This is a genomic window from Pseudoxanthomonas gei, from assembly GCF_010119615.1.
GTDB lineage: Bacteria > Pseudomonadota > Gammaproteobacteria > Xanthomonadales > Xanthomonadaceae > Pseudoxanthomonas_A > Pseudoxanthomonas_A gei.
On record NZ_QOVG01000002.1, the window covers coordinates 206,710 to 233,595 of the forward strand.

Genomic DNA, 26,886 nt, shown 5'->3' on the forward strand with positions numbered 1-26,886 from the left:
CACGTCGCCGGGTTGGCAATGCAGGGCATGGGGAAAGCGTTCATTGATGTAGGGAAGGCATGACGGCGCAGCCATTTCGGCGCGCCGCATCGCAATCAACGGGAGAGGACGATGAAGTTGATCCAACGCGGTCTGGTGGTCGGGATGCGGCGCGCCCTGTTTGGCGGTTGCCTGCTGGCGGCGTCGGCGGGAACAGCCTTGGCGCAGCAGGCAGGGGCCGCGCCGGCCGAACCGGCGCCGCCCGCGGACACCGGGGCCGTGCAAGCCACCACCCTGGACCGGATCATGGTGACCGCGCAGAGCCGCGAGCAGGAACTGCAGGACGTGCCTATAGCGCTGCAGGTGGTGGATGAGTCCCTGATCCGCGACCTGGCCGCGGAGAACATCGGCGACCTGGACAGCTTCGTGCCCGGCCTGGTGGTCAGCGACAGCCAGCCGACGCAAGCCAGCTTCCGGCTGCGCGGCATCAGCACCGGGGATTTCGGCATCGGCACCGACCCGGCGGTCGGCGTGTATGTCGATGGTGTCTATGCCGGGCGCGGTGGTGGCACCGTGCTGCCGTTCCTGGACGTGGAGCGGGTGGAAGTCTTGAAGGGACCGCAGGGGACGCTGTTCGGGCGCAACTCGGCAGCCGGCGCGGTCTCGATCATCACCAAGCGCCCCACCGACGAGGTGGAGGGGCGGGTCAAGCTGCGCCTGGGCAACTACGACAAGCGTTACCTGGAGGGCATGTTCAATACGCCTGCCGGTGACAACGCGGCCTTCCGCCTCAATGCGCTGGTCAACCGCAGCGACGGCTGGCTGCAGGACGCAGCCACCGGCAAGAACCTCAATGGCGATGACAACTGGGCCACGCGCGCGGCCTTTCGCTGGGACATCAGCGACAACACCCAAGCGCTGTTGAGCTGGGACCATGAAAAGCTGGACCAGAAATCGCATCCCACCATTGGCATCGTCCCGCTGCCACCCGCGCCCGGGCTGCCGGCATTCCCGGTGGACACGGACGCCTACCTGGATCCGCGTGACCAGCCCATCTACAGCGACCTGGTCGACAACACCGAGGCGCGGAATTTCGACGGCGTGACCCTGATCGTGGACCATGCACTCGAGTGGGGCCACCTGACCTCCACCAGTGCCTGGCGCGATTTCGACACCGTCAACCGCGCCGAGGAGGACGGCACCAACCGGCGCTACCTCTATATCGACACCGCCAACCGCGAGGAGAACACCAGCTGGTACCAGGAGTTCAAGTTCAGCGGTGGCAGCGGCAAGCTCGACTGGGTCGCGGGCGCCAGCTACTACCAGGAAAAGGCGAAGCAGGCGAGCGAGGTGAATGCCTTCAGCGATACGGTCAACACGATCACCATCACCCAGGATGTGTGGGGGCCGTTCGGCGGCTTGTTTGCCTTTGCCGATACCCTGCTGGCAGGCGCGGGCGTCAACGCATCGCTGCTGGGGCATCCCTGGCAGGAGGCCTACCTGAATACGCTGGATTCGAAGGCATACGCGGTGTTCGGCGATGTCATCTGGCACGCCACCGACAAGCTGAACCTTACTTTCGGCCTGCGTTATACGCGCGACGAAAAGGATTTCACCTGGTACAACGCGCGGCGCACTGCGCCCGGGTTCGACGCGGTGCTCGATCAGGCCGAAGCGGCGGGATTGTTTGAAGCATTGGGCATACCCCGCGGTTTCCTGGTGTTCGATATCGCCTTCGTCGATCCCATCTCCGAGGCCAACAAGGGCGTGACCACCCGTGCCGGCAACGCCTGGAGCGACTTCAGCCCGCGCTTCGTCATCGACTATAACCCCGGCGAGGACACCATGCTGTTCGCCTCGCTCGCCAAGGGCTACAAGGCAGGCGGCTTCAACACCTTTGCCCGGGGCGCCTCGATCGACAACGAAGATGTGTGGAACTTCGAGACCGGCATCAAGCGGTCCCTGGCCGACGAACAGCTGCAGTTCGAGGCCTCGGCCTACTACTACGTCTACGACAACCGCCAGGCGCTGCGCCTGGACACCACCACCAGCATCCCGCGCTACGTCACCGATACCAGCGACCAGACGGCCTGGGGTATCGATTTCAGCCTGCGCTGGCAGCCGACCCGGGCAGTGAGCGTGGACTTCAACACCGCCTGGATAGATTCCACCTACAAGAACTACATCACGCCCGAAGGCCAGGACCTGGAAGGCCAGCCCACGGGTGAGCCCCTGTGGTCGTTCGCCACCGGCGTCAACTACGACCTGGACCTGGCTTCGAACGGCGGGGTCAGGTTTTCCCTGCGGCATTCCTATCGCGGCAGCACCCGCTGCAATTCCGGATCCGGCAGCCAGGGCAATTGCGGGCGCTACCAGGCCTTCTCCATCGGTGGCGAACAGAACCGTACCGACCTGTACGTGCAGTGGCGCTCGCCTGCCGATGCGTGGGGCGTGGCCGTGTATGCGAACAACCTGTTCGACAACCAGTACGTGACCGGATTGAACAGCTACGGCACCACGGTCTTCGGAACCACCGGTGCCGGCATCAGCGAACCGCGCTTCTACGGCCTGGAGCTGCTACACAAGTTCTGACGCACTGACGCGGCAAGTTCTGACTGGCGCTAACCCGGCGCGGTCGGCATCCTAGCCAGATGCCGTCCGCGCCACGCAGCGAAGAACCCGCCTTCAACCAGCCCATTGCCGGACAACTGTCCGGGGTGGGACCGCGCGTGGCGGAGAAGCTTGCCGCGCGTGGCCTGCTGACCTTGCAGGACCTGTGGCTGCACCTGCCGCTGCGCTACGAGGACCGCACCCAGCTCACTCCCATCCGCAACCTGCAGCCCGGGGTGGCCGCGCAGGTGGAGGGCCGCGTGGAAGCGGTGGAGCGTGGCTTCCGTTACCGGCCCATGCTGCGGGTGGCGATCGGCGATGACTCCCAGGCGACGCTGGTGCTGCGGTTCTTCCATTTCCGTGCTGCGCAGGTGGCCCAGTTCGCCCCGGGCACCGTGGTGCGTTGCTACGGCACGCCCAAGCCTGGACAGCAGGGGCTGGAGATCGTGCATCCCAGCTATCGCGTGCTGGGCGACGTGGATTCCCCCGATCTCGGCGAGGCCCTGGATCCGGTCTATCCCGCGGTCGAAGGCATCGGCCCGGCTTCCATGCGCAAGCTCATCGCCCAGGCTCTGGACCGCCTGCCGGATGACCAGGCACTGGAATTGCTGCCGGCGGACATGCTGCGTGGCCTGGGCCTGCCCTCGTTGCGTCAGGCACTGCTCGGCATGCACCGGCCGGCACGCGACACCGACCTGGCCGCCCTGGCCATCGGCAAGCATCCGGCGCAGCAAAGGCTCGCGCTGGAAGAACTGTTGGCGCACAACCTCAGCCTGCGCCGGCAACGGATCGCGCTGCAGCGGCATCGCGCCCCGGAGCTTCCTGGCAAGGGCGCACTCGTGCAGCAGTTGCAGGCCGCATTGCCGTTCGCGCTGACTGGCGCGCAAGAGCGGGTCTTCGCCCAGATCCGCCACGACCTGGCACAGGCTTCGCCAATGCTGCGCCTGGTCCAGGGGGACGTGGGCAGCGGCAAGACGGTGGTGGCAGCGATGGCCGCCATGCTGGCGGTGGAAAGCGGCAAGCAGGCCGCCCTGGCCGCGCCGACCGAACTGTTGGCCGAGCAGCACCTGGCCAACCTGCGGAGCTGGCTGGAACCGTTGGGCATCCGCGTGGTCTGGCTGGCAGGCAAGGTCACGGGCAAGGCGCGCGCCGAAACGATGGCGGCGGTGGCCTCGGGGGCAGCGCAGGTGGTGGTGGGTACGCATGCATTGATGCAGGAAGCCGTGGTGTTCCACGACCTGGCGCTGGCCATCGTCGATGAGCAGCATCGCTTCGGCGTGCACCAGCGCCTGGCCCTGCGCGACAAGGGCGCTTCCGGCGAGTCGGTGCCGCACCAGCTGATCATGACGGCCACGCCCATCCCGCGCACGCTGGCCATGGCCGCTTACGCCGACCTGGACGTGTCGGCGATCGACGAGCTGCCGCCAGGCCGCACGCCGGTGCAGACCATCGCGCTCAGTGGCGAGCGCCGCCCGGAACTGGTGGAACGCATCCGCGCCGCCTGTGCCGAAGGGCGGCAGGCCTACTGGGTCTGCACCCTGATCGACGACAGCGACGAAGTCGTGGCGCAGGCGGCGCAGGGCACCTACGAGGCACTGTCGGTGCAACTGCCCGAATTGCGGGTCGGGCTGGTGCATGGGCGCATGAAGCAGGCCGACAAGCAGCAGACCATGCGCGCGTTCAAGGCCGGGGACATCGATCTGCTGGTGGCGACGACCGTCATCGAAGTCGGCGTGGATGTGCCCAACGCGTCGCTGATGATCGTGGAGAACGCCGAGCGGCTGGGCCTTGCCCAGTTGCACCAGCTGCGCGGCCGGGTAGGGCGCGGCGCGGCCGCTTCCAATTGCGTGCTGCTGTACCAGGCGCCGTTGTCGCTGATGGCCAGGCAGCGCCTGGCGACCATGCGTGAAACCAGCGATGGCTTCGTCATCGCCGAAAAGGACCTCGAACTGCGCGGTCCCGGCGAGCTGCTGGGAACGCGCCAGACCGGGCTGCCCGCATTCCGCGTGGCCGATCTTGCCCGCGACGCGGGACTGCTGCCACAGGTACGCGAACTGGCGGATCGATTGCTGGCCGATTCGCCGGACATCGCCGACCGCATCATCGCCCGCTGGGTCGGCGGGGCGGCGCGCTACGCATCCGCCTAGTGTCATGCGGTATGCGAAACTCATGCGTCTACAAGGAAGGCAAGAAATGACCGACAAGATCCCATTGCTGATCGACACCGACCCGGGCGTGGACGACGCGCTGGCCCTGCTGATGGCTTTCAACGACACCCGCCATGCATTGGTGGGCCTGACCATCGCTGCCGGCAATGTGGGCCTGGATCACACCGTGCGCAATGCGCTCAAGCTGTGCGAAGTCGCGGGCCGGGAGGACGTGCCGGTGTACGCCGGTTGCGCCGAGCCACTGCTGCACCCGGCGGTGGATGCCGCGCACGTGCACGGTCTGGATGGATTCGGTGATATCGGGTTCGAGCCGGCGGCACGCGGGGCCGAGGCCGAGCATGCAGCGCTGGCGATCCTGCGCCTGTCGCACGAACATGCGGGCAGGTTGCTGCTGGTCGCGCTGGGTCCACTGACCAATATCGCGTTGGCGCTCAAGCTGGATCCGAGTTTGCCCGGGCGCGTCCACCGGTTCGTGGTGATGGGTGGTGCGGTCACCGCACACGGCAACATCACCGCTGCCGCCGAATTCAACATTGCCTTCGACCCGGAAGCCGCACATGTGGTGTTCCAGGCTTTCCCCCGGCTTGACCTGGCTGACTGGGAGGCGGTGATCGCCCACGGTTTCCTGCACACGCGCGCCGCCACCTGGCTGCAGGCCGAGTCGTCGCGCGCCCGTTTCTACGACCGGATTTCCATGAAGACCCGCAACTGGTCCGCCGATTCGCGTGGCGAGCGCTGGCATTCGGCTGATGCGTTGGCCATGGCCTACGCGCTGGAACCGGACGGGGCCCAGGAGCTGGCCGAGCGCCCGGTAGCGATCGAGCTGGCCGGCACCCTGACCCGCGGCGCCACCATCGTTGACTGGAACCGGCAACATGGACGGCCCGACAATGCCCGCCTGCTCATGCGCTATGACCAGCAGCGTTTCGAAACCCTGGTCCAGGCTGCCCTGGCGGCCATTTGAGGGGTAGGTTGCGCCGGGCCGACCGGTCGGGCTAAAATGCCGCTCTTCACTTCCCAGATAATTGGTGCCGCCATGAAGGCTGACATCCATCCCGCATACCGCGACGTCGTTTTCCAGGACGTCACGTCAGACTTCAAGATCCTGACCCGTTCCACCCTGGCCTCCAAGGACACGGTGAAGTGGGAAGACGGCAATGAATATCCGTTGATCAAGGTGGAAATCTCCTCCTCGTCGCATCCGTTCTATACCGGCCAGCACAAGGTCATGGATACCGGCGGCCGCATCGACAAGTTCCAGAAGCGCTACCAGCAGAAGTAATACCCGCTGTGCAGCGAAAGCGAACGGCCGTGCCCAGCGCGGCCGTTTTCGTTTGTCCGGCGATCGCGCGCCTCTAGTCCTTTGGTCTGACGGCTGTGCTCTTTTGAGCGACGGCTCCAAAACGCGTGTGCGATAATCTGGGTTATCCAAGGGTCAAGACTTTGACTCCCGTCACGCGTCGCCGGCACTCCGTGCGGCGCCTCCCCACGAAGGAGCGCAACTGTGTCAGAACTCGACCAGGTCACGTTGACTGCCGGCGAAAAGTCGGTGGCCATGCCGGTACTGAAGCCCACGCTGGGTAACGATTGCGTCGACATTTCCAAGTTGACCAAGGAAACCGGCCTCTTCACCTACGATTCCGGTTTCACCGCCACCGCCAGCTGCAAGTCCGCGGTGACCTACATCGATGGCGACGCCGGCGTGCTGCTGTATCGCGGCTACCCCATCGAGCAGTTGGCCAAGCAGTCGAGTTTCCTCGAAGTGGCCTACCTGCTGATGAATGGCGAACTGCCGACGGCGGATGAATTCGCCAAGTTCGACCACGAAGTCGCGCACCACACGATGATGCACGAGGCCTTCAAGAACTTCCTCGGTGGCTTCCGCCATGACGCGCATCCGATGGCGATGATGGTGGGCATGGTCGGCTCGATGGCCGCCTTCTACCACAACACCCTGGACCTGGAAGACCCCGAGCAGCGGCGCCTGGCCGCGATCCGTCTGATCGCCAAGGTGCCGACCATCGCGGCGGCGTGCTACCGCTATTCGATCGGCTGGCCGGTGCGCTTCCCGCGCAACAACCACGCCTACGTCGACCGCTTCCTGCACATGATGTTCGAGGTGCCGAGCGAGCCGCTGGAACTCAATCCGGTCGCCGCCAAGGCCTTGGATCTGCTGTTCATCCTGCACGCGGACCACGAGCAGAACGCGTCGACTTCCACCGTACGCATGGTCGGTTCCACCGGCGCCAACCCTTACGCCTGCGTGGCCGCCGGCGTTGCCGCGCTGTGGGGTCCCGCCCATGGTGGCGCCAACGAGGCCGTGCTGAAGATGCTGGGCGAAATTGGCCGCCCGGAGAATGTCAGCGCCGCCGTCGACAAGGCCAAGGACAAGGAGTCCGGTTTCCGGCTCATGGGCTTCGGCCATCGCGTGTACAAGAACTTCGACCCGCGCGCCAAGATCATCCGCGAGATGACCCACGAAGTGCTGGGCGAACTCGGCGTCAACGATCCGATGCTGGAAGTGGCGCTGCGCCTGGAAGAGGCCGCCCTGAAGGACGATTACTTCGTGCAGCGCAAGCTGTATCCGAACGTCGATTTCTACAGCGGCATCATCTACAAGGCACTCAACATCCCGACCGAGATGTTCACCGTGATGTTCGCCATCGCCCGCACCGCCGGCTGGGTGGCGCACTGGCTGGAACAGCAGGTGGATCCGGAAGCCAAGATCGGCCGCCCGCGCCAGATCTACACTGGCTATGCCGAACGCGACTACAAGGGCATCGACCAGCGCTGACCGCAGCGTGCCCTTAACAACGAAGGAGCCCCGCAACGCGGGGCTTTTTCTTGGTCACCGGCGGCATCGCTGGCTTTCAGCGCAGTCCGGATTCGTACTGGAGCATCTCCTCGTTCGCCAGCAGTTGCTGCAGGGCCGAGAGCGAGGCCCGCTTCATCGGCTTTTCGTCCACCCCCGACAGTGGCGCCTGACGCAAGGCATCCAGCGGGAGGACTGTCAGGTCGAAGGTCAGGCCCTCGGCGCTGAACACCCAGACCTGGAAATCGCCGCTGCGGTCCCGGTCCAGCCTGAGGTGGCGGCTGCGCGCATCGGCGGGAATGCGATGTTCCTCAAGGAAGCGCGGCACCGAATCCGCATCATCGGAATGCAGCTGCAACAGCACCGGCGAGTTCGAATCCGCCGTGCCGTCCAGCACGGGTCCCACCAGGCGGGGCGAGAAGTCGGCGAGGAAATCCAAGGCGCGCACCGCGGCGTCGCGGCGCAGGCCAAGCGCCTGCCGTTGTGATTCACCCACGAACAGCCGTTGGTATTCGCGCAGCGCTTCCTCGATCTCGCGGTTGCGGGGCAGGGACGCATCGTCATGGATGCCCAGGCGCTCGGCGGCCTTGAGCTTGGCCTGGTGGTAGTCGCGGAAACCACCTTCGGCCATCAGGCGCGCGGCTTCATGGGCCAGCCGGTGGCGGCGTTCACGGGTACGGGTTTCAGCGTGCTGGCGCGCGTGGTGCATGGGGAGCCTCCGCGTCGAACTGGAGCAGACTGTACCCGATGCAAGGGGTGGGCAGTGTGGCGGTTGTGGCCGCCACGCTTCCGGTGCTTAGAAGATGTCGAAGGCTGCTTCGTCGGCCGCCGCGCTGTCGTCGGTGTTGAAGCTCTCTTCACTCTGGATGCGTTCCAGGTCTTCGACCTTGACCCACTCGGTGGCGCCGTTGCTGGTGGTTTGCACCATGCCTTCAGGTGGGTCATTGGCGGCAATGGGCTGGTCTTTCAGGGACGCGCGCATGAAATCGATCCAGATCGGCAAGGCGGCCTTGCCGCCATATTCGCGATTGCCCAGGCTGCGGAAATCGTCGCGTCCCACCCACACGACAGTGGAATAGCGTCCGCCGAAACCACCGAACCAGGCATCGCGGTGGTCGTTGGTGGAACCGGTCTTGCCGCCGATATCTTCGCGATTGAGGACCTTGGCCGCAGTGGCAGTGCCGCGCAGGACCACGTCGCGCATCATCGAAACGAGCTGGTAGGCAGTGCGGTCGTCGATGGCGCGAGGCGCAATGCGCATATTGGGATCAAGAGGCTTGGGCGGCTCCACCGGTTTTGTCGGCGTTGCAGTGGCCGGCTTGGGTTTGCCGCCGGCCTGGGCCGGGCCCAGGTCGAATCCGTCCACCACCGAGCTGACCTGGGTCGCACCGTTGCCACCGCGCCCACAGGTGCGGCAGGCGGTTGCCGGGTTCTCCTTGAAGACAATATTGCCTTCGCGGTCCTTCACTTCGTCGATGAACCACGGTGTCACCAGCGATCCGCCGTTGGCGAACACCGCATACCCACGCGCCATGGACAAAGGCGTCAACGAGGCAGTGCCCAGCGACATGGACAGGTTGGGCGGCAACTCGGCCTCGTTGAAGCCGAACTGGCTGATGTACTTGCGCGCGAAATCAACGCCAATGCTGTCGAGCAGCCGTACCGACACCAGGTTGCGCGACTGGACCAGCGCATCGCGCAGGCGCATGGGACCGCGGAAGCCGCCGCCGTCGTTCTGCGGCCGCCACATGTGGCCGCGACGGTCGCGGAACACCACGGGCGCGTCCAGCACTATCGACGCCGGATTGAAGCCGCGCTCGAATGCAGCCGCGTAGAGGAAAGGCTTGAAACTGGAGCCGGGCTGGCGGCGCGCCTGGGTGGCGCGATTGAATTTGTTGCCGGCAAAGCTGTAGCCGCCAATGATCGCCTTGACCGCACCAGTGCCTGCGTCCAGGGAAACCAGCGCGGCCTGACCGCGTGGAAGCTGATCGATCTCGTAGGTGGCCGCCGTTGCGGTGGACGCCGTGGTTTCCGCTGCCGTGCCCGCCGCTCCGGCCTTGGGCGCCGCGGCTTTCGGTGTTACGGCCTTGATTCGTACCAGGTCGCCGCGCTTGACCAGCGAGGCGGCGCTCTTGCCGGTCCATTTGCTGGCCGATGCCGGCAGCATGACTTCGCTTGCGTCCGCGAGCACCACAGTCACGCCGCCGCCATCATTGCTCCGTGCAACGACTGCGGGAATGAGGCCGTTCTGGATGGGAATGCCGGCCAGATGGCTAGCCAGCGCCGCCGCATCGGCATCGGCAGTGACTTCGAAATGCTGCTCCACTCCGTGCCAGCCATGCCGGTGGTCATACAGGCGCAGGCCCTCGCGCACGGCCACGTCCGCAGCCAGCTGCATGCCCGGATCGATCGTGGTGGTGACGTGGTAACCCTTGGTCAGCACCTCGCCACCGAAGCGCGCGATCATCTCCTGGCGCACCATTTCAGCCACGTACGGCGCATACACCTCCACCGGCCGCTCATGCGGCTTGGCGTGCACGGGCTCGTTCTTTCCCTGCTCGGCCTGGGCGGCGTTGATGTAGCCGTCTTCCAGCATGCGCTGGATCACGTACACGCTGCGCTGGTGGTTGCGCTCGGGATTGCTGATCGGATTGCCGCTGGAGGGAAACTTGAGCGCGCTGACCAGGCTGGCCGTTTCGCCGAGCGACAGCTGGTTCAAAGGCTTGCCGTAGTAGTACTCCGCCGCTGCGGCCACGCCGTAGGCGCGGTTACCGAAGAAGCTCTTGTTGAGATAGAGCTCAAGGATCTCGTCCTTGGTCAGCATCTGCTCGATCTTCATGGCGAGCATCATCTCCACCAGCTTGCGGCTGTAGCTGACCTCCGAACTCAGGAACCATTGGCGCGCCACCTGCTGGGTGATGGTGCTGCCACCGGCTACCCGCCCTTTCTTGAGTGTCAGGGTCTGCCAGATCGCGCGCGAGGTGCCTTTCGGGGAGACGCCCTTGTGGGTGAGGAAGTCGGCGTCTTCGGCCGCGATGAAAGCCTGGCGGACAGCCTGCGGCACGTCCTTGATGGCGACCGGGTAGCGGCGGGTTTCACCGAAAAGGCCAATGAGCCGGCCATCGCTCGCATAGACGTACAGGGGCTCCTGGAGCTCGACATTGCGCAGGGACTGGATGTCCGGCAGCTTGGACGAGACCACGTAATAGAGGATTCCCAAGCCGATGGCGCCAAGCAGGAACAGGGCAGTGAACGCGATAATTGCCCAGCGGAGCAGGCGGCGGAAACGGGGCATCCGATCAGATTCCGATTGCAGTATTCGTGGCGGCGGAGTATAGATGACGCGGGGTGAGGCGGTTACGTTCCGGGGGGAAACAGTGACTTGCCGCATATCTTTAGTGAACCGTGACAAGCCGCACAGGCTGGTTAACGGGTATTGCAAGTGGTGAAAAGTTCGTTATTAATGTGAGCCGGGGCTCGACCTGCTTGTTGCGCCTGTCGGAAGGGGAGATACCGTGGGGCTTATACCTAAAGGCCAGTCGCCGCTCATTGGCGTCGACATCAGTTCGACTGCGGTAAAGCTGCTTCAGCTTTCCCGGGTCGGCAACCGTTTCCGCGTAGACCACTACGCCGTGGAGCCGTTGCCGCCCAATGCGGTGGTCGAGAAGAACATCGTCGAGGTCGAGGCGGTCGGCGAGGCCATCCGCCGCGCGGTGACCCGCGCAGGCAGCAAGGCCAAGTACGCCGCAGCCGCGGTCGCCGGCTCTGCCGTGATCACCAAGATCATCCCGATGCCCGCCGAGCTGGACGAGAACGACCTGGAAGCCCAGGTGGAGCTCGAGGCGGTCAATTACATCCCGTATCCGATCGAGGAAGTGAACCTCGACTTCGAGGTGCTGGGTCCGATGCCCAACAACCCCGAAATGGTGCAGGTGCTGCTGGCCGCATCCCGTTCGGAAAACGTCGAGCTTCGCCAGTCGGCCCTCGAGCTTGGCGGTTTGACCGCCCGGATCATGGACGTCGAGGCCTTCGCGGTCGAAAACGCATTTGCCCTGCTGTCAGGCGACCTGCCCATTCCGCATGACGGCGTGGTCGCGCTGGTCGACATCGGCGCCACCATGACCACGCTCAATGTGCTCCGGTCCGGCCGTAGCCTCTACAGCCGCGAACAGGTGTTCGGTGGCAAGCAGCTGACCGATGAAGTCATGCGCCGCTATGGCCTGACCTACGAAGAAGCAGGCATGGCCAAGCGCCAGGGCGGCCTCCCTGAAAGTTATGAAATAGAAGTGCTGGAGCCGTTCAAGGAAGCCACCGTCCAGCAAATCAGCCGCCTGCTCCAGTTCTTCTATGCCGGCAGCGAGTTCAACCGCGTTGACCAGGTCGTCCTGGCAGGTGGCTGCGCTGCACTGGTGGGCTTGCCCGAGATGGTGGAAGAACAGCTGGGCGTGCCGACCGTGGTCGCCAATCCGCTTGCACAGATGACCTTGGGTCCACGCGTGCAGGCGCATGCCCTTGCCCAGGATGCACCGGCGCTGATGATCGCCACCGGCTTGGCCCTGAGGAGCTTTGACTGATGGCGAAGATCAACCTGCTCCCGTGGCGCGCCGAACGACGCGCCAACCGGCAGCGAGAGTTTTATGGAATGCTTGGATTGGCGGCTGCGACGGGCCTGGTGCTCTCCTTCCTGATCTGGTTCTACTACAGCCAGCAGATCAGTGGCCAGAACACGCGCAACGAGTTCCTGCAGGCTGAAATCCAGAAGGTCGAGGGCAAGATCAAGGAGATCGAGGCCCTGGACAAGCAGAAGGATCGCCTGCTGGCCCGCAAGAAGGTAATCGAGCAGCTGCAGGCCAACCGCTCGCAGATGGTCCACCTGTTCGACTCCCTGGTTCGCACCATTCCTGACGGCGTGGCCCTGGCCAACATCAAGCAGGAAGGCGAGATCCTGACCTTGGAAGGCCGGGCCCAGTCCAACGCGCGGGTCAGCAACTACATGCGCAACCTGGAAAGCTCGGGCTGGATGACCAATCCGGACCTGTCCATCATCGAGGCCAAGGCCGAGGCGACCACGACTCCGGCGACCGTTACCCCGGGCGCGCGTGCGCTTCCCTACGCATTCACCTTGAAAGTGAAACTGGCCAATCCCAATGCACCGGATGCGGACGGCAATGTCGTGGCTCCGGTTGCGATAGGTCCTGACGCCGCGGCAGTTCCTCCCGCCGCGCCTGCAGTGCCAGTCGTGGCCCCGGCGGCCGCACCGGCCACCACCGCGCCGGCGACGGCACCTGGGGCAGCGACTCCCGTTCAAACACCTGCGCCGACGAACCAGGGGAGGCCGGCGTCATGAGTCAGAAGAAAGTCAAACTCAGCGACTTGGATTTCAACAACATCGGCAATTGGCCGCAGAACTACAAGATCGGCTTCTGCGTGCTGGTGGGTTTCCTCATCCTGCTGCTTTCCTACTTCCTGCTTATCAAGGGCAAGCGCGAAGAGCTGGACGGCCTTGAGCGCACCGAGACCCAGCTTCGCGCCGACTTCGAGGACAAGGCGGGTCGTGCTGCCAACCTGGAGCCGCTGAAACAGCAGCTGGCACAGATGGAGCAGGTGCTGCAGCAGATGCTGCGCCAGCTTCCCAGCAAGACCGAAATGCCAGACCTGATCGTCGACATCTCGCAGACCGCGCTGTCCAGCGGCCTGTCCAACGAGCTGTTCCAGCCCGGCCCGGAGACTCCGAAGGAGTTCTACGCCGAGAAGCCGATTGCATTGCGCATGGTGGGCAGCTATCACCAGTTCGGCGCATTCGTGAGCGGCGTGGCGTCACTGCCGCGGGTTGTGATCCTGACCATGCACGACATTTCGCTGAAACCCCGGGACAACAAGGGTCGAATCACCGACAACAGCGCACTTGAGCTGTCCGGCACCGTCAAGACCTATCGCTATCTCGATGAAGAAGAGACGGCGGCCCAGGAAAAGAAGGCCGCTGAGGAAGCCAGGGCAGCGGGCGGCACGCCGCCGGCCGCACCGGCTGCAGGGGGTGGCGCATGAACATGCATCAGACCGTGCGGCTCAGGCTCCTGCGTTCAATCTGCCTGACCGCGGCAGTACTGCTCGCTGCCGGTTGCGCACGCGGGATCTCCAGCTCGCCTGGTGACGCGCCCAACCTTGAAAAGTGGGTTGCAGACGTGCAGGCCCGACCCGCGCCAGCGCTGGAACCACTGCCCGTGATGCAGCAGTTTGAAACCTTCGAATATGCGGCCCAGGGCCTGCGCGACCCCTTCAGCGATGCCTGGAGCAACGCTGACAGTGGCGGACTGCGCCCTGATCCGAATCGTCGCAAGGAAACACTCGAGCAGTACCCGTTGGACAGCCTGGACATGGCCGGCACCATCGGCAAGGGCGCGGGGCTGGTCGCATTGGTGATGGCTCCCGACAAGGTCACCTACAGGGTGAGGCCGGGTGCTTACATGGGGCAAAGCGATGGCCGCATCACCAGCGTCCATGAAGATCGCATTGAACTTGTCGAACTTGTGCCAGATGGTGCGGGCGGCTGGCTGGAACGGCCGGCGTCGATTGCGCTTGAAGATCAATGATTAGGGGATACAGGATGACTGCTTCGAACGCTCATAGCCCGCTGCCTTTCCGGCGCTTGGCCACCTTCCGGGCATGTACGCTTGGACTCGCCATCGGCTTGATGGCATTTTCCAGCGTCGCGACAGCGGCGGTGCCCGTGGCTACCGCGCCGGTCGCCAAGGCCGGGCCAGCCAGCCAAGTGCCCGGGGCCCTTGAGGTCTCGAGTATCGACTTCAAGCGTGGCGAGGCCGGGGCGGGTCGCCTGATCCTGCGTTTCAACGGCAAGGGCGCCATGCCCGACCTGCGCAACCAGGGCAACAATGTGGTGGTGGACGTTGGCAATGCCAGCCTGCCGGCCTCGTTGCAAAAGCCGATCAACGTCGTCGATTTCGCTACCCCGGTACAGCGTGTCGACGCACACAGCGCCGGTGCAGGGACCCAGCTGGTTCTCAGTACCAATGGTCTGTATGAATCATTGGCCTACCAGACCGGTAACGAGTACGTGGTCGAAATCGTGCCGCGTGCGGCCCAGTCCGCAGTAGGCGCCTCCAGCGCCGTCGCGGTTGCTGCCGGCTCAGCACGCGTAGCCACCGCAGCCAGGTCCTTCAGTGGCCGGCCGGTGACGTTCAACTTCCAGGACGTGCCGGTCCGTACCGTCCTGCAGCTGATTGCAGAAGAGTCGAACCTCAACATCGTCGCGTCCGACACCATCCAGGGCAACGTCACCCTGCGCCTGGTCAATGTGCCGTGGGACCAGGCATTGGACATCGTTTTACGCGCCAAGGGACTGGACCAGCGCCGTGAAGGCGGCGTGGTCTGGGTTGCCCCCCAGCCCGAACTGGCCAAGTTCGAGCAGGACAAGGAAGACGCGCGCATCGCCATCGACAACCGCGTCGACCTGGTCACCGATTACGTGCAGATCAATTACCACAGTGCTTCGGCCATCTACAAAGCTTTGACCGAGGCCAAGGGCATCGGTAACAGCGGTGGCGGTGGCAGCGGCGGCGCCGACCAGGAGAACGGCTTCCTCAGCCCGCGCGGTCGCCTGGTTGCGGACGAACGCACCAATACGCTGATGATCAGCGACATCCCCAAGAAGGTCGCGCAAATGCGCGAGCTGATCAACGTGATCGACCGCCCCGTGGATCAGGTGCTGATCGAAGGTCGCATCGTCATTGCCACCGATACGTTCGCTCGTGACCTGGGCGCCAGGTTTGGTGTCGGCGGGACCCGCAATTACAACAATGGAGCCAACACCGGCACCATTGGCAGCAGCGTAGGTGGAACCACTGGCGCAAACCGCGGGCTGAATGTCGACCTCCCGGCGGGCGCATTCACAAATGGCTCCCCTGCCAGCCTTGCCTACACCCTGCTGGGTGCCAACTTCAACCTGGACCTGGAACTTTCCGCGCTGCAGGAAGAAGGTCGTGGTGAAGTGATTTCCAACCCGCGCATCATCACCGCCAACCAGCGCGAGGGTTATATCCGCCAGGGCCGCGAAATCGGCTATGTGACCATCACCGGCGGTACCGGTGGTGCAGCGGCCACGCCCAACGTGCAGTTCAAGGAGGTCCTGCTTGAGCTCAAGGTGACCCCGACCATCACCAACGACGGTCGCGTGTTCCTCAACCTCAACATCAAGAAGGACGAAGTGGAGGAATTCATCATCCTCGCCGGTTACGGCCAGGTCCCAACCATCAGCAAGCGCGAGATCAATACCGCTGTGCTGGTCGAGGACGGACAGACCGTGGTCATCGGTGGCGTGTATGAATTCACGGATCGTAGCGATGTTGCCAAGGTGCCGTTCCTGGGTGATATCCCGTTCCTCGGCAACCTGTTCAAGAAGAAGGGTCGCCTGAAGGACAAGGCTGAACTGCTGATCTTCATCACTCCTAAGGTGTTGTCAGTCGCAAAGCGCTGAGCAGCCGCAACGCGTCATGACCGAACGGGACTGCTTGCGGTCCCGTTCCTGTTTCCGCGACCCATTCCCTGAACCGCATGGAACAAGTCTGGCGGCCGCATGAACCAACTGGGGGCAGGCTCGGTCAAAATCGCCCGATGCCCATTCCAGAACGCCCCAGCATGGATAGTCCGACCTTTCCCGCGGCCATAGACAGCGCCGCCGACAGTCAGTCACACCTCCACAGCGCTTTCATGGAACTGAGCGCAGGGCTGTCCGAAACCATCGTCGGCCAGGCCGCGCTGGTGGAAAGACTGCTCATCGCCCTGCTGGCCGATGGCCACCTGCTGGTCGAGGGCGCGCCGGGGCTCGCCAAGACCACCGCCATTCGCGCCCTGGCCTCACGCCTGCAGGCGGATTTCGCCCGGGTCCAGTTCACACCCGACCTGCTCCCGGCCGACCTGACGGGTACCGAGGTGTGGCGCCCGCAAGAGGGCAGTTTCGAGTTCCAGCCGGGCCCCATCTTCCACCCCATCCTGCTGGCCGACGAGATCAACCGCGCGCCGGCCAAGGTGCAGTCGGCGCTGCTGGAGGCGATGGGCGAGCGCCAGGTCACGGTCGGTCGGCATACCTATCCGTTACCGCAACTGTTCCTGGTGATGGCCACGCAGAACCCTATCGAACAGGAAGGGACGTTCCCTCTGCCGGAAGCGCAGCTGGACCGCTTCCTGATGCATGTGCGCGTCGGCTACCCCGAAGCGGCGGCCGAGGCGGAAATCCTGCGGCTGGCGCGAGAACGTGCGCGCGACACCCTGCAGCACACCCCCGAGGCGATCGTCCGTCTTCCGATCGAGGATGTGTTCGCGGCCCGTGCCGCCGTCCTCGAGCTGCACGTCGCCCCGCAGCTGGAGCGCTACCTGATAGAGCTCGTGCTGGCCTCGCGCGATGCAGGTCGCTACGACCCGCAGTTGGCGCGTCGTATCGCCTGGGGCGCAAGCCCGCGTGGTTCGATCGCGCTGGAGCGATGCGCGCGCGCGCGCGCCTGGCTGGCGGGCCGTGATTTCGTTACCCCCGATGACGTGCGGGCGATTGCCCCGGACGTGCTTCGCCATCGGGTGCTGCCCAGCTATGAAGCGACCGCCGAAGGCTGGGATGGCGACCGCCTGGTCGCCGCGCTGCTGGACGTGGTCCCGCTGCCCTGAGCATCAGGCCGGAGCAGGAACAGATGAATGCCAATGGCGCAGCCGGCGATGGACTCAAGCCGACGTTGGCCGAACTGGTGGCCTTGCGTGCGATCGCGCAGCGTCGGATCGCGGCGCGCAAGGGTCGCCATAACGTCACCGGCCCTGCGCAATCCAGCCTGCGCGGTCGCGGCATGGAATACGCCGAGTCGCGCGAATACGTAGCCGGCGACGACGTACGCCACATCGACTGGCGGCTCACCGCGCGTAGCGGGCGCACCCATACCAAGCTGTTCCAGGCCGAACGCGAGCGCCTCACGCTGATCGTCGCCGATACTTCGCCGGCCCTTTATTTCGGCACCCGGGTGCGCTTCAAGTCGGTGCAGGCTGCACGCGCTGCTGCCGTCGCCGTCTGGGCGGCCGTGCGCGATGGCGATCGCGTCGCGATCCTGCGCGGCAGCAGCAGGGAAGCGCCGGTACCTCCGGCGTCGGGCGCGCGCGGTGCGTTGCGTGTGCTCGATGCGCTGGTCCGCTGGTATTCGCAGCCGCCACAGGACGATGCCGGGCTGGGCGTGGCCCTGGACCATGCGCTGCGGCTGCTGCGTCCCGGCTCGCGGTTGATAGTGCTGGCAGATCCGCGCAGCATCGCCGCGCTACCTGAATCGCGCTGGCCGGCCCTGGCCGCGCACCACGAAGTAGTAGTGCTGCTGCTGACCGATGCACTGGAAAGCGCGCCGCCCGAAGCCATGCTGCCGTTCGCGCTGGGCGACCATCGCGTGGAGCTGGACCTCGCCAATGCAACCCAGCGCAAGCGCTGGCAGCAGGAGTTCACCGGCCCGGTGGAAAGCGCGCTGGAGGCGCTGCCGCGTCGTGGCGTGCGGGTCTATTCACTGCAGGGCGACGCACCCAGCGAATCGTGGCTGCCATTGCTGGGCCGTTCGCAGTCGCAGGTGGCCTGATGCAGGCTTCCGAACTGGTATTGCGCGATGTGCACGTGCCGGCGGCACCGTCGCTGTGGCCGCCCGCGCCGGGGTGGTGGTTGATGGCCGCCGCCCTCATGCTGGTGGTGGCTGTCGCATGGTGGATCAGGCGCCGACGTTCGCGCAGGTTGCGCGCCTGGTCGGAACTGTTCGAAGAAGCCTGCACTGGTGCCCCATCCAGCCAGGCAGGGGCGGCCTCGGAATTGCTGCGTCGCGCCGCGCGCCGCATCGATTCTTCCGCTGATCGCCTGCAGGGTGAAGCCTGGCTGCGTTTTCTTGATGGAACCGGCAAACGCAGGGATTTCAGTGAAGGTCCCGGTCGTCTGCTGCTGGAAGGCGGATACCGGCGCGAGCTTCCCGCAAAGCAGTGGGACGCGGCGCGCGAACTGGCGCGCCAGCGCTACCTCGCACTGATGGCGAAACGCAAATGAGCAGCGCCGTGTTCGAGCTGCTCACGACCGCATTTGGAGGCTTTGCGTGGCCCTGGATGTGGCTGGCTTTCCCCTTGCCGTGGTTGGCCGGCGTGTTCCTGCCGCCACTGCGCAATACGTCGGCTGCCTTGAGGGTGCCGTACGGCGCCAGGCTCGATGCCATTGCCACCACGGGAGCCGCGCGGCCCCGGCACTTGCATGTCGCCGTGCTGGCCTGGCTGGCGTGGTTCCTGCTCTGCGCCGCAGCCGCGCGCCCGCAGCAGCTTGGCGAAGCAGTCGCGCCGCCGCAGAGCGGACGTGACCTGATGCTCGCCGTGGACCTGTCAGGCAGCATGAGCGAACCGGACATGGAGCTGGGAGGTGATGTGGTTGACCGCCTCACCGCAGCCAAGGCGGTGCTGGCCGATTTCCTGGATCGCCGCGTGGGCGATCGTGTGGGGCTGCTGGTATTCGGCCAGCGCGCCTACGCACTGACCCCGCTGACCCGCGACCGGGATTCGGTGCGCGACCAGCTGCGTGACAGCGTGGTCGGACTGGCCGGGCAGGACACCGCCATTGGCGACGCCATAGGACTGGCGGTCAAACGCCTGCGGGAACAACCACAAGGGCAGCGCGTATTGATCCTGCTTACCGACGGCGTCAATACCGCAGGCGTGCTGGATCCGCTCAAGGCGGCCGAACTTGCGAAGTCCGAACACGTGCGCATCCACACCATTGCCTTCGGCGGGTCCGGGGGCGGCTTCAGCCTGTTCGGACTGAGCCTGCCGATCCCCGGAGGTGGCGATGAAATCGATGAAACCGTGTTGCGGCAGATTGCGCAGAAGACCGGCGGCCAGTCGTTCCGCGCCCGGGACACGGCGGAGCTCGCGGGCATCTATTCGGAACTTGATCGCATCGAACCGGTGGCCCACGAAGGCCAACGCGTGCGGCCGCGCATCGAACGCTACTGGTGGCCGCTGGCGGCCTCTTTGCTGGTCGCGTTGTGCGCCTTCCTGATGACAGGGCGCCGCCGATGAGCGCCTGGTGGGACACATTGCATTTCCTGCGGCCGCAGTGGCTCTCGGCCCTGCTTGCGCTACCGGTGTTGTGGTCGTTCTGGCGAATGCGCCGGCGCCGCCAGCACGCCTGGCGCGATGTCGTCGACGCACACCTGCTGCCGCACCTGCTTGAAACCGGTGGGGCGGCCACGCGCAGCCTCGCCTGGATCGGTGCGCTGGGTTATCTGCTGGCGGTCTTGGCCCTGGCCGGGCCCAGCTGGCGGCAGGGCGAACAACCCTTGTGGCAGTCGCAGGCCCCGTTGGTGATCGCCTTCGACCTGTCCAGCAGCATGACGGCACCCGACCTGCCTCCTTCGCGACTGCTGCAGGCACGCAGCAAGGTCGCCACCCTGTTGCGCGAGCGCGCCGGCGGCCAGGTAGGCCTGGTCGCCTATGCAGGCGAAGCCTTCACGGTGGCGCCGCTGACCGACGATGCCGCCAATGTGGCGCTGTTCCTGGATGCGCTGGAGCCTGCGGTGATGCCAGTGGATGGCCAGCAGGTCGACAAGGCCATCGCCTGGTCCGCGCGACTCCTGCAGCAGGCCGGTTTCCAGCGCGGCGACATCCTGGTGCTGGCCGACCACGCCGATGCGGCCGCGCTTGCCGCCGCCGCCGATGCCTCGCGCCAGGGATTTCGCGTGGCTGCACTGGGCACGGGCACGGCGGCGGGTGCGCCCTACCGTGATGCGGAAGGTCGCATCCTGCATGCGCGGCTGGACGCGGCTTCGCTCGCTGCGCTGGGAACGGCCGGTGGGGGCGGATATCAATCCCTTTCTGCGGGCGAGGGTGACCTGCGCGCACTCGGCGTGCTGGATCCGGCACAGGCCGATGGCGCCGCGCAGCGTGGCGAACAGGGGCTGGCCTGGCTGGATGAGGGTTACTGGCTGCTGCCGCTGCTGATGCTGCTGGCGTTGTTCGCGTTCCGCCGCGGAGGAGCCTTCGCCGCGATCCTGCTCTGCGCGGCCATGCCGCTGGCCATGCCTGCGCACGCGGCTGAAGGCAATCTCTGGCAGCGCGCCGACCAAATCCAGCATCAGCGCATCGCGCAGGGCGCCGATGCCTATCGCAAGGGTGATTTTGCTGCTGCCGAGAAGTCGTTCACGGGCATCGAGCAGGCCGACGCGTATTACAACCAGGGCAACGCACTGGCCAAGCAGGGCCGTTACGACGAGGCCATCGCCGCCTATGACCAGGCCTTGAAGCGGCAACCGAAAATGGAAGACGCCATCGAGAACCGCAAGGTCGTGGACGCGGCGCGCAAGCGCAAGAACAACGAAGGCAAGAACAAGAAGGACGGCCAGGGCAACCAGCAGAAGCAGGAGCCGTCGGGAAACAAGGGCCAGGGTTCACCACAGGCTGGCAAGGAGGCGGAGCAGCCAGCGAACCAGGGCAAGCAGCCTGCGCCCCAGCCCGGCCCGCCGAAGCAGGAGGCCGGTGCGGGTCCCTCGCCACAACAGAAAGCGGCCGATGCCAAGGCGCAGCAAGCCGCCGACGCCGCGCAGCGCGAACGCATGGCCCAGGCCATGGAGAAGGCGGGCCAGGGCAAGCCGGCAGCCGGGAAGCCGCCGGGTCCGGCACGTGCCGAAACCGCGCAGCAGCGCGAGCAAAGGCAAGCGGTGGAAGCGTGGCTGCGGCGCGTGCCCGATGAGCCGGGCGGATTGCTCAAGACCAAGTTCCGGTTGGAATACGAACGCCGACAGAAGGAAGGCCCATGAAACACGACGGCAGGTTCGGAATGTGGTGGGTGTTGCTGCTGTGCCTGGTACTGGTGCCGGCGCAGGCGACCACGCGTGCCTGGCTGGACAGGGACCAGGTGCCTTTGGGTGAGTCGGTCAGCCTCAGCATCGAGACCGACCAGGCCGCCGCGCGCCCCGACCTGTCACCGCTGCAGGCCGATTTCGAGATATCCGCGCAATCCAGCAACAGCAGCGTGTCACTGGTCAACGGCGTGGTCACCGCGCGCACCACTCACATCGCCTCGCTGACGCCGCGGCGCTTCGGCGCGCTCGCCATTCCGGCCTTGCGGGTGGGCAGCGAGCGCACCGCGCCTATGGTGTTGAGCGTCAGTGCGACTCCCGCGGCAGCGGCACCACGCGGCAATGCGACGGCGTTCCTGGAAACCGATGTCGACGATCCCACTCCGTACGTGCAGCAGTCGGTCGGCGTTACCGTGCGCCTGTTCTATGCCGTTCCGCTGGTCTCGGGCCAGCTCGACCTGGACGCGCCGGAAGGTGCATCGCTGCAGCAGATGGGCAAGGACGTGCAATCGAGCCGCCAGCTCAACGGCCGCAACTACAACGTGGTCGAGCGGCGCTTCCTGCTGGTACCCGATCGCAGTGGCGCCCTGGTCATCCCGGCGCCACGCTTCATCGGCCGTGGTGCCGGCGGCTGGATGGATGACCTGCTGGGCGGCAACAGCCGTGAAATGCGAGCCAACGGCGCGCCGCGTGCGATCAGCGTGCGCGCGCAACCGGCCAATGCGCCGCAACCCTGGCTGCCGTTGCGCGACCTGCGCCTGCGTTACGTGGCCGCGCCACAGGCCGCGCGTGCAGGGGAAGCCGCCACCCTGGTGGTGGAAGCGGTGATGCTGGGCGCCACCCAGTCGCAGATGCCGGAGTTGCCGGTGCCCTCGATAAACGGTGCGCAGGTGTTCGCCGAACCGCCGCAGTACGACGAAACCTTCGTGGCCGGTTCGCCACAGGTCAAGCTGACGCGCCGTTATTCGGTGGTGCCCAATGGCGCAGGCAAGCTGGTGGTGCCGGGCATGCAATTGGCGTGGTGGGATGTGCGGGCAGGCAAGGCAAAGACCGCGTCGCTGCCGGACCTGAGCTTGCAGGTGGCGCGTGGCGTGGGCGGTTTCGCCACCAATACACTGGCCGAGCCGGAGGACACCGGCGTGGCCGCAGGCGCAACTACGGCTGGTCTATCCGGTGACGGCCAGCGCGCGTTCCCGTGGCAATGGATGGCGGTCGGCTTCGCTGGACTATGGCTGGTGACCCTGGCCTGGGCCCTGCAGCGCCGTACCCGCCCGCCGACACGCAAGCAGGCGCCCACGACTGCGCATGAACCCCCGGGCGCAATGCCCACGCACGCGCTGGCAGACCTGCGGCGCGTGCTGGACAACGGCGACCTGGACGAAGTGGGCGAAGTGTTGCGAGGCATGTCCACGCCGCCCAGTGCCGACCTGGATGCCCTGGTTGCCAAGCTGGACTCGCCGCCGCAGCGCAATGCCGTCGAGCAACTGCGTCGTGCGCGCTGGGCCGACGGTGACGGCGTGGCGGCGCGCGCCGCCTTGCGCGAGGCATTCGCCAAAGGGCCGCTGTGGCGCAGCGTGCAAGCATCGCGCAAGGAAGTATTGGCGCCGCTGTATCCGCCGCGCTGAGCGGCATGCGCAGGCGGTAGGCGGTAGGCGGTTGTAGAGCCGGGCTTGCGCGGGTGCTCTTGATTGCTTGGGTTAGGCGCGGACAGCAGTCGAGCAAGCTCGACTCTACAAGGCAGGCCTGCCCAGCAGGCAACGCATCGCCGAGGCGCTGATCGGCGGTTTGCTAAGCTGCGGTCGAACCGACACAGGAACCACCGCATGAGCAACGCGCCCGTTTCCGGCAAGCCCGTACCCACCAGGGGCAAGCTTCCGTTGCACTGGAAAATGGCGATCGGCTTCGGCCTGGGCCTGCTGCTGGGGCTGGTGGTGCATGCGACCGGCGGAGGCGATGCCGAATGGGTCAAGGCGGTCACCACCTATGTGACCACGCCGTTCTCCAAGATCTTCCTCAACCTGATCTTCATGCTCATCGTGCCGCTGCTGTTTTCGGCACTGGTGGTCGGCATCGCCGAAATGGGCGACATCCGCGCGCTGGGCCGCATCGGCTGGAAGACCCTGGCCTACACCGTGGTCCTCTCCTCCATCGCCGTGATCATCGGCCTGGTGCTGGTCAACGTGCTCAAACCCGGCGCAGGCGTGGACCCGGTGCTGGCGCAGAGCCTGCTCACCGACAACGCCGAGCGCGCCAAGGAAATCGTCGCCAGCGTGGACAAGCAGCCGCGCGGCATGGACATGCTGCTGTCCATCGTGCCGAGCAACGTGATCGGCGCGGCGGCGGACAACGGCGCCATCCTCGCGCTGATGTTCTTCGCGGTGATGTTCGGCGTGGGCCTGGTGCTGACCGACAGCGAAAACACCCGCATCCTCAAGCGTGGCATCGAAGGCATCTTTGAAATCTCCATGACCCTGATCGGGCTGGTGATCCGGCTGGCGCCGTATGCGGTGGCCTGCTTCATGTTCAACCTGGCCGCGATCTTCGGCTTCGACCTGCTGGTGCGCCTTGGCGCCTATGTCGGCGTCGTGGTGCTGGCGCTGGCGGTGCACATGTTCGTGGTCTATTCGCTGGCATTGAAGACGGTGGGCAAGTCACCGCTGGCGTTTTTCCGTGCCACCCAGGAAGCCAGCGTGATGGCGTTCTCCACCGCTTCCAGCAATGCCACGCTACCGACCGCATTGCGGGTGGCGGAAGAAAAGCTGCACCTGCCCAACCGCGTGTCGCGCTTCGTGCTGACCGTGGGCGCCACCGCCAACCAGAACGGTACCGCCCTGTTCGAAGGCGTCACCGTCTTGTTCCTGGCCCAGTTCTTCGGCGTCGAACTGGGCATCTGGCAGCAAGTCATGGTCATGCTGGTCTGCATCCTGGGCGGTATCGGCACCGCCGGCGTGCCGTCGGGCTCGCTGCCGGTGGTGGCGCTGATCTGCGCCATGGTCGGCGTGGACCCGGTCGGCATCGGCATGATCCTGGGCGTCAACCACTTCCTGGACATGTGCCGCACCACCCTGAACGTGACCGGCGACCTGACCCTGGCCACGCTGGTGGCGCATGGCGAACCTGACGCGGTGGAGCAACGCGCCGCGGTCGCCAACACCCGCGCCTGAGCGGGCGGAGCGCGACAGGGCGGCCCCCGGGATGGGACAATGGGTCGCCCGAGCTACGGGCGACCTCCCTGAAATCGCCCCCATGACGACGCCCGCCTCGAACAAGCCTGGCCGCCGCCAGCTCGCCAACGCCATCCGTTTCCTCGCCGCCGATGCGGTGGAAGCCGCCAAATCCGGCCATCCCGGCATGCCCATGGGCATGGCCGACATCGCCGAAGTGCTGTGGAACGACTACCTCAGCCACAACCCCAACAATCCGAAGTGGTTCAACCGCGACCGCTTCGTGCTGTCCAACGGCCACGGCTCGATGCTGCAGTACGCGCTGCTGCACCTCAGCGGGTACGACCTGCCGCTGCAGGAGCTCAGGAACTTCCGCCAGCTGCACAGCAGGACCGCCGGCCATCCGGAACACAGCGAAACCCCGGGCGTGGAAACCACCACCGGCCCGCTGGGACAGGGCTTCGCCAACGCCGTCGGTTTCGCCCTGGCCGAGAAGCTGCTGGCCCAGCGCTACAACCGCCCCGACTTCGACTTGGTCGACCACCGCACCTGGGTGTTCATGGGCGACGGCTGCCTGATGGAAGGCATCTCCCACGAAGCCGCCTCGCTGGCCGGCACCTGGGGGCTGGGCAAGCTGGTCGCCTTCTGGGACGACAACAAGATCTCCATCGACGGCAACACCGACGGCTGGTTCACCGACAACACCCCGGCGCGCTTCGAGGCCTATGGCTGGCAGGTGATCCGCAACGTCAACGGCCAGGACGCGATCGAGATCAAGACCGCCATCGATACCGCGCTGAAGACTCCAGGCAAGCCGACCCTGATCTGCTGCCGCACCACGATCGGTTTCGGCGCGCCCAACAAGGGCGGCAAGGAGTCTTCGCACGGCGCGCCGCTGGGCAAGGACGAACTGGCTGCTGCACGCGTGCAACTGGAATGGCCATATGCGCCATTCGAGGTGCCCGAGGAAATCTACGCAGGCTGGCGCGCCGGCGTTGCCGGTGACGAACGCGAGGCCAGGTGGAATGCGCTGCGCGACCAGTACGCAGGCAAGCATGCCGACGAGGCCGCCGAGTTCGCGCGCCGCTCGCGCGGCGAATTGCCGGAAGGCTTCGTCGATTCCGCCAATGCCTTCATTGCGAAACTGCAGGCCGAGGGCCCGGTCATCGCTTCGCGCAAGGCCTCGCAGATGTCGATCGAGGCGTTCGCGCCGTTGCTGCCGGAACTGATCGGCGGTTCGGCCGACCTGGCCCATTCCAACCTGACCCTGTGGAAGGCCAGCAAGTCGGTCGCCAGCGACGATCCCAACGCCAACTACGTCTATTACGGCGTGCGCGAATTCGCGATGACCGCGATCAGCAACGGACTGGCCCTGCACGGCGGCTTCATTCCGTTCGACGCCACCTTCCTGGTCTTCAGCGACTACGCACGCAATGCGGTGCGCATGAGTGCGCTGAATCCGGCGCACGCCATCCACGTGTACACCCACGACTCCATCGGTCTGGGCGAAGACGGCCCGACCCACCAGCCGGTCGAACACCTGGCCTCGCTGCGCTACATCCCCAACAACGACGTGTGGCGTCCCTGCGATGCGGTCGAGTCGGCCGTGTCGTGGCGTGCCGCGATCGAGCGCAAGGACGGGCCGAGCTGCCTGGTGTTCAGTCGCCAGAACCTGCAGCACCAGCCGCGTAGCGAAGCCCAGGTCACCGACATTGCCCGCGGCGGCTACGTGCTGGCCGAGGCCGAAGGCGGCACTCCGGACGTGATCCTGATCGCCACCGGTTCGGAAGTGGGGCTGGCCACGCAGGCCAAGGCCACCCTTGAAGCCGACGGCATCAAGGTACGCGTGGTATCGATGCCCTCGACCGACGTGTTCGACCGCCAGCCGGCCGAGTACCGCGAATCCGTGCTGCCGAACGCCGTGCGCAAGCGCGTCGCCATCGAAGCCGGCGTCACCGGTTTCTGGCGCCAGTACGTGGGCCTGGATGGCGCAGTCATCGGCATCGACACCTTCGGCGCCTCGGCGCCGGCGGAAGTGCTGTATCCGCACTTCGGCATTACCGTCGAGAAAGTGGTGGAAGCGGCGAAGTCGTTGGGTTGAGTGCCGTTGGCGGGAACTCGCGTATCTCAAACGGGATTTTGTGGAAGGGGCTTCAGCGCCTCACAACCGATCGGCATGAGTGATCGCAGCGTGCATAGGGTTTTTGTGGGAGGGGCTTCAGCCCCGACGAACGCAGCGGGATGAGCGTCGGGGCTGAAGCCCCTCCCACACTCTCCTGTTAGATAAGAGGTTCTTC

The 26,886-nt window shown here is 65.6% G+C and carries 20 protein-coding genes; 18 read left to right on the forward strand and 2 right to left on the reverse strand.

What is annotated here, in order from left to right; genetic code table 11:
- The first annotated feature begins 111 nt into the window (after positions 1 to 111).
- The 5 genes from DT603_RS03915 to DT603_RS03935 all read left to right on the forward strand — a co-directional run bounded on the left by DT603_RS03915 (position 112) and on the right by DT603_RS03935 (position 7,551).
- Positions 112 to 2,571, forward strand: coding sequence for a TonB-dependent receptor (locus tag DT603_RS03915; RefSeq protein ID WP_162348548.1), 2,460 nt, complete (start codon positions 112 to 114; stop codon positions 2,569 to 2,571).
- 59 nt (positions 2,572 to 2,630) lie between these two features.
- Positions 2,631 to 4,736: an ATP-dependent DNA helicase RecG gene (gene recG, locus DT603_RS03920; protein WP_162348549.1), complete on the forward strand. Its 2,106-nt coding sequence runs from the start codon at positions 2,631 to 2,633 to the stop codon at positions 4,734 to 4,736.
- Positions 4,737 to 4,782: 46 nt separating this feature from the next.
- Complete coding sequence (locus tag DT603_RS03925; RefSeq protein ID WP_162348550.1) at positions 4,783 to 5,721, forward strand: nucleoside hydrolase; 939 nt, start codon at positions 4,783 to 4,785, stop codon at positions 5,719 to 5,721.
- 72 nt (positions 5,722 to 5,793) lie between these two features.
- Positions 5,794 to 6,039 carry a type B 50S ribosomal protein L31 gene (locus tag DT603_RS03930; protein WP_162348551.1) on the forward strand — a complete coding sequence of 82 codons (246 nt, stop codon included), beginning with the start codon at positions 5,794 to 5,796 and terminating at the stop codon, positions 6,037 to 6,039.
- 222 nt (positions 6,040 to 6,261) lie between these two features.
- Entirely contained in the window at positions 6,262 to 7,551 is a 1,290-nt protein-coding gene (locus DT603_RS03935; RefSeq protein ID WP_162348552.1) for a citrate synthase, read from the forward strand.
- A 76-nt stretch (positions 7,552 to 7,627) separates the two neighbouring features.
- Here DT603_RS03935 and DT603_RS03940 read toward each other — a convergent pair whose 3' ends face one another.
- Together DT603_RS03940 and DT603_RS03945 are read right to left on the reverse strand one after the other, a co-directional pair.
- Entirely contained in the window at positions 7,628 to 8,278 is a 651-nt protein-coding gene (locus tag DT603_RS03940; protein WP_162348553.1) for a hypothetical protein, read from the reverse strand.
- 87 nt (positions 8,279 to 8,365) lie between these two features.
- Positions 8,366 to 10,864, reverse strand: a complete 2,499-nt coding sequence (locus DT603_RS03945; protein ID WP_162348554.1) for a penicillin-binding protein 1A — start codon at positions 10,862 to 10,864, stop codon at positions 8,366 to 8,368.
- Between the two features lie 220 nt (positions 10,865 to 11,084).
- On the opposite strand from DT603_RS03945, the gene DT603_RS03950 reads away from it, so the two are divergent.
- The 13 genes from DT603_RS03950 (at position 11,085) to tkt (ending at position 26,690) form a co-directional block, all read left to right on the forward strand.
- Complete coding sequence (locus DT603_RS03950) at positions 11,085 to 12,143, forward strand: type IV pilus assembly protein PilM (protein WP_162348555.1); 1,059 nt, start codon at positions 11,085 to 11,087, stop codon at positions 12,141 to 12,143.
- Complete coding sequence (locus DT603_RS03955; protein WP_162348556.1) at positions 12,143 to 12,916, forward strand: PilN domain-containing protein; 774 nt, start codon at positions 12,143 to 12,145, stop codon at positions 12,914 to 12,916. Before DT603_RS03950 ends, DT603_RS03955 begins: the two co-directional genes overlap by 1 nt.
- The gene (locus tag DT603_RS03960; RefSeq protein WP_162348557.1) at positions 12,913 to 13,614 is read left to right on the forward strand and encodes a type IV pilus inner membrane component PilO; all 702 of its coding nucleotides are present in this window, start codon (positions 12,913 to 12,915) and stop codon (positions 13,612 to 13,614) included. The genes DT603_RS03955 and DT603_RS03960 overlap by 4 nt, the downstream gene beginning before the upstream one ends.
- Before the next feature lie 2 nt (positions 13,615 to 13,616).
- Positions 13,617 to 14,159 carry a pilus assembly protein PilP gene (locus DT603_RS03965; protein WP_211368288.1) on the forward strand — a complete coding sequence of 181 codons (543 nt, stop codon included), beginning with the start codon at positions 13,617 to 13,619 and terminating at the stop codon, positions 14,157 to 14,159.
- Positions 14,160 to 14,173: 14 nt separating this feature from the next.
- Complete coding sequence (locus DT603_RS03970) at positions 14,174 to 16,060, forward strand: type IV pilus secretin PilQ (RefSeq protein WP_162348558.1); 1,887 nt, start codon at positions 14,174 to 14,176, stop codon at positions 16,058 to 16,060.
- A 233-nt stretch (positions 16,061 to 16,293) separates the two neighbouring features.
- Positions 16,294 to 17,241 (forward strand): AAA family ATPase, encoded by a 948-nt coding sequence (locus DT603_RS03975; protein WP_425500935.1) that lies wholly within the window; start codon positions 16,294 to 16,296, stop codon positions 17,239 to 17,241.
- A 23-nt stretch (positions 17,242 to 17,264) separates the two neighbouring features.
- The gene (locus tag DT603_RS03980; RefSeq protein WP_162348560.1) at positions 17,265 to 18,179 is read left to right on the forward strand and encodes a DUF58 domain-containing protein; all 915 of its coding nucleotides are present in this window, start codon (positions 17,265 to 17,267) and stop codon (positions 18,177 to 18,179) included.
- Positions 18,179 to 18,631: a DUF4381 domain-containing protein gene (locus DT603_RS03985; protein WP_162348561.1), complete on the forward strand. Its 453-nt coding sequence runs from the start codon at positions 18,179 to 18,181 to the stop codon at positions 18,629 to 18,631. Before DT603_RS03980 ends, DT603_RS03985 begins: the two co-directional genes overlap by 1 nt.
- Complete coding sequence (locus tag DT603_RS03990) at positions 18,628 to 19,647, forward strand: vWA domain-containing protein (protein ID WP_162348562.1); 1,020 nt, start codon at positions 18,628 to 18,630, stop codon at positions 19,645 to 19,647. Before DT603_RS03985 ends, DT603_RS03990 begins: the two co-directional genes overlap by 4 nt.
- Positions 19,644 to 21,383, forward strand: a complete 1,740-nt coding sequence (locus tag DT603_RS03995) for a VWA domain-containing protein (RefSeq protein WP_162348563.1) — start codon at positions 19,644 to 19,646, stop codon at positions 21,381 to 21,383. The genes DT603_RS03990 and DT603_RS03995 overlap by 4 nt, the downstream gene beginning before the upstream one ends.
- On the forward strand, positions 21,380 to 23,050 hold the full coding sequence (locus DT603_RS04000) for a BatD family protein (protein ID WP_162348564.1): 1,671 nt from the start codon (positions 21,380 to 21,382) through the stop codon (positions 23,048 to 23,050). Before DT603_RS03995 ends, DT603_RS04000 begins: the two co-directional genes overlap by 4 nt.
- Positions 23,051 to 23,248: 198 nt before the next feature.
- Positions 23,249 to 24,589, forward strand: a complete 1,341-nt coding sequence (locus tag DT603_RS04005) for a dicarboxylate/amino acid:cation symporter (protein ID WP_162348565.1) — start codon at positions 23,249 to 23,251, stop codon at positions 24,587 to 24,589.
- Between the two features lie 82 nt (positions 24,590 to 24,671).
- Entirely contained in the window at positions 24,672 to 26,690 is a 2,019-nt protein-coding gene (gene tkt, locus DT603_RS04010) for a transketolase (RefSeq protein WP_162348566.1), read from the forward strand.
- Positions 26,691 to 26,886: the final 196 nt, after the last annotated feature.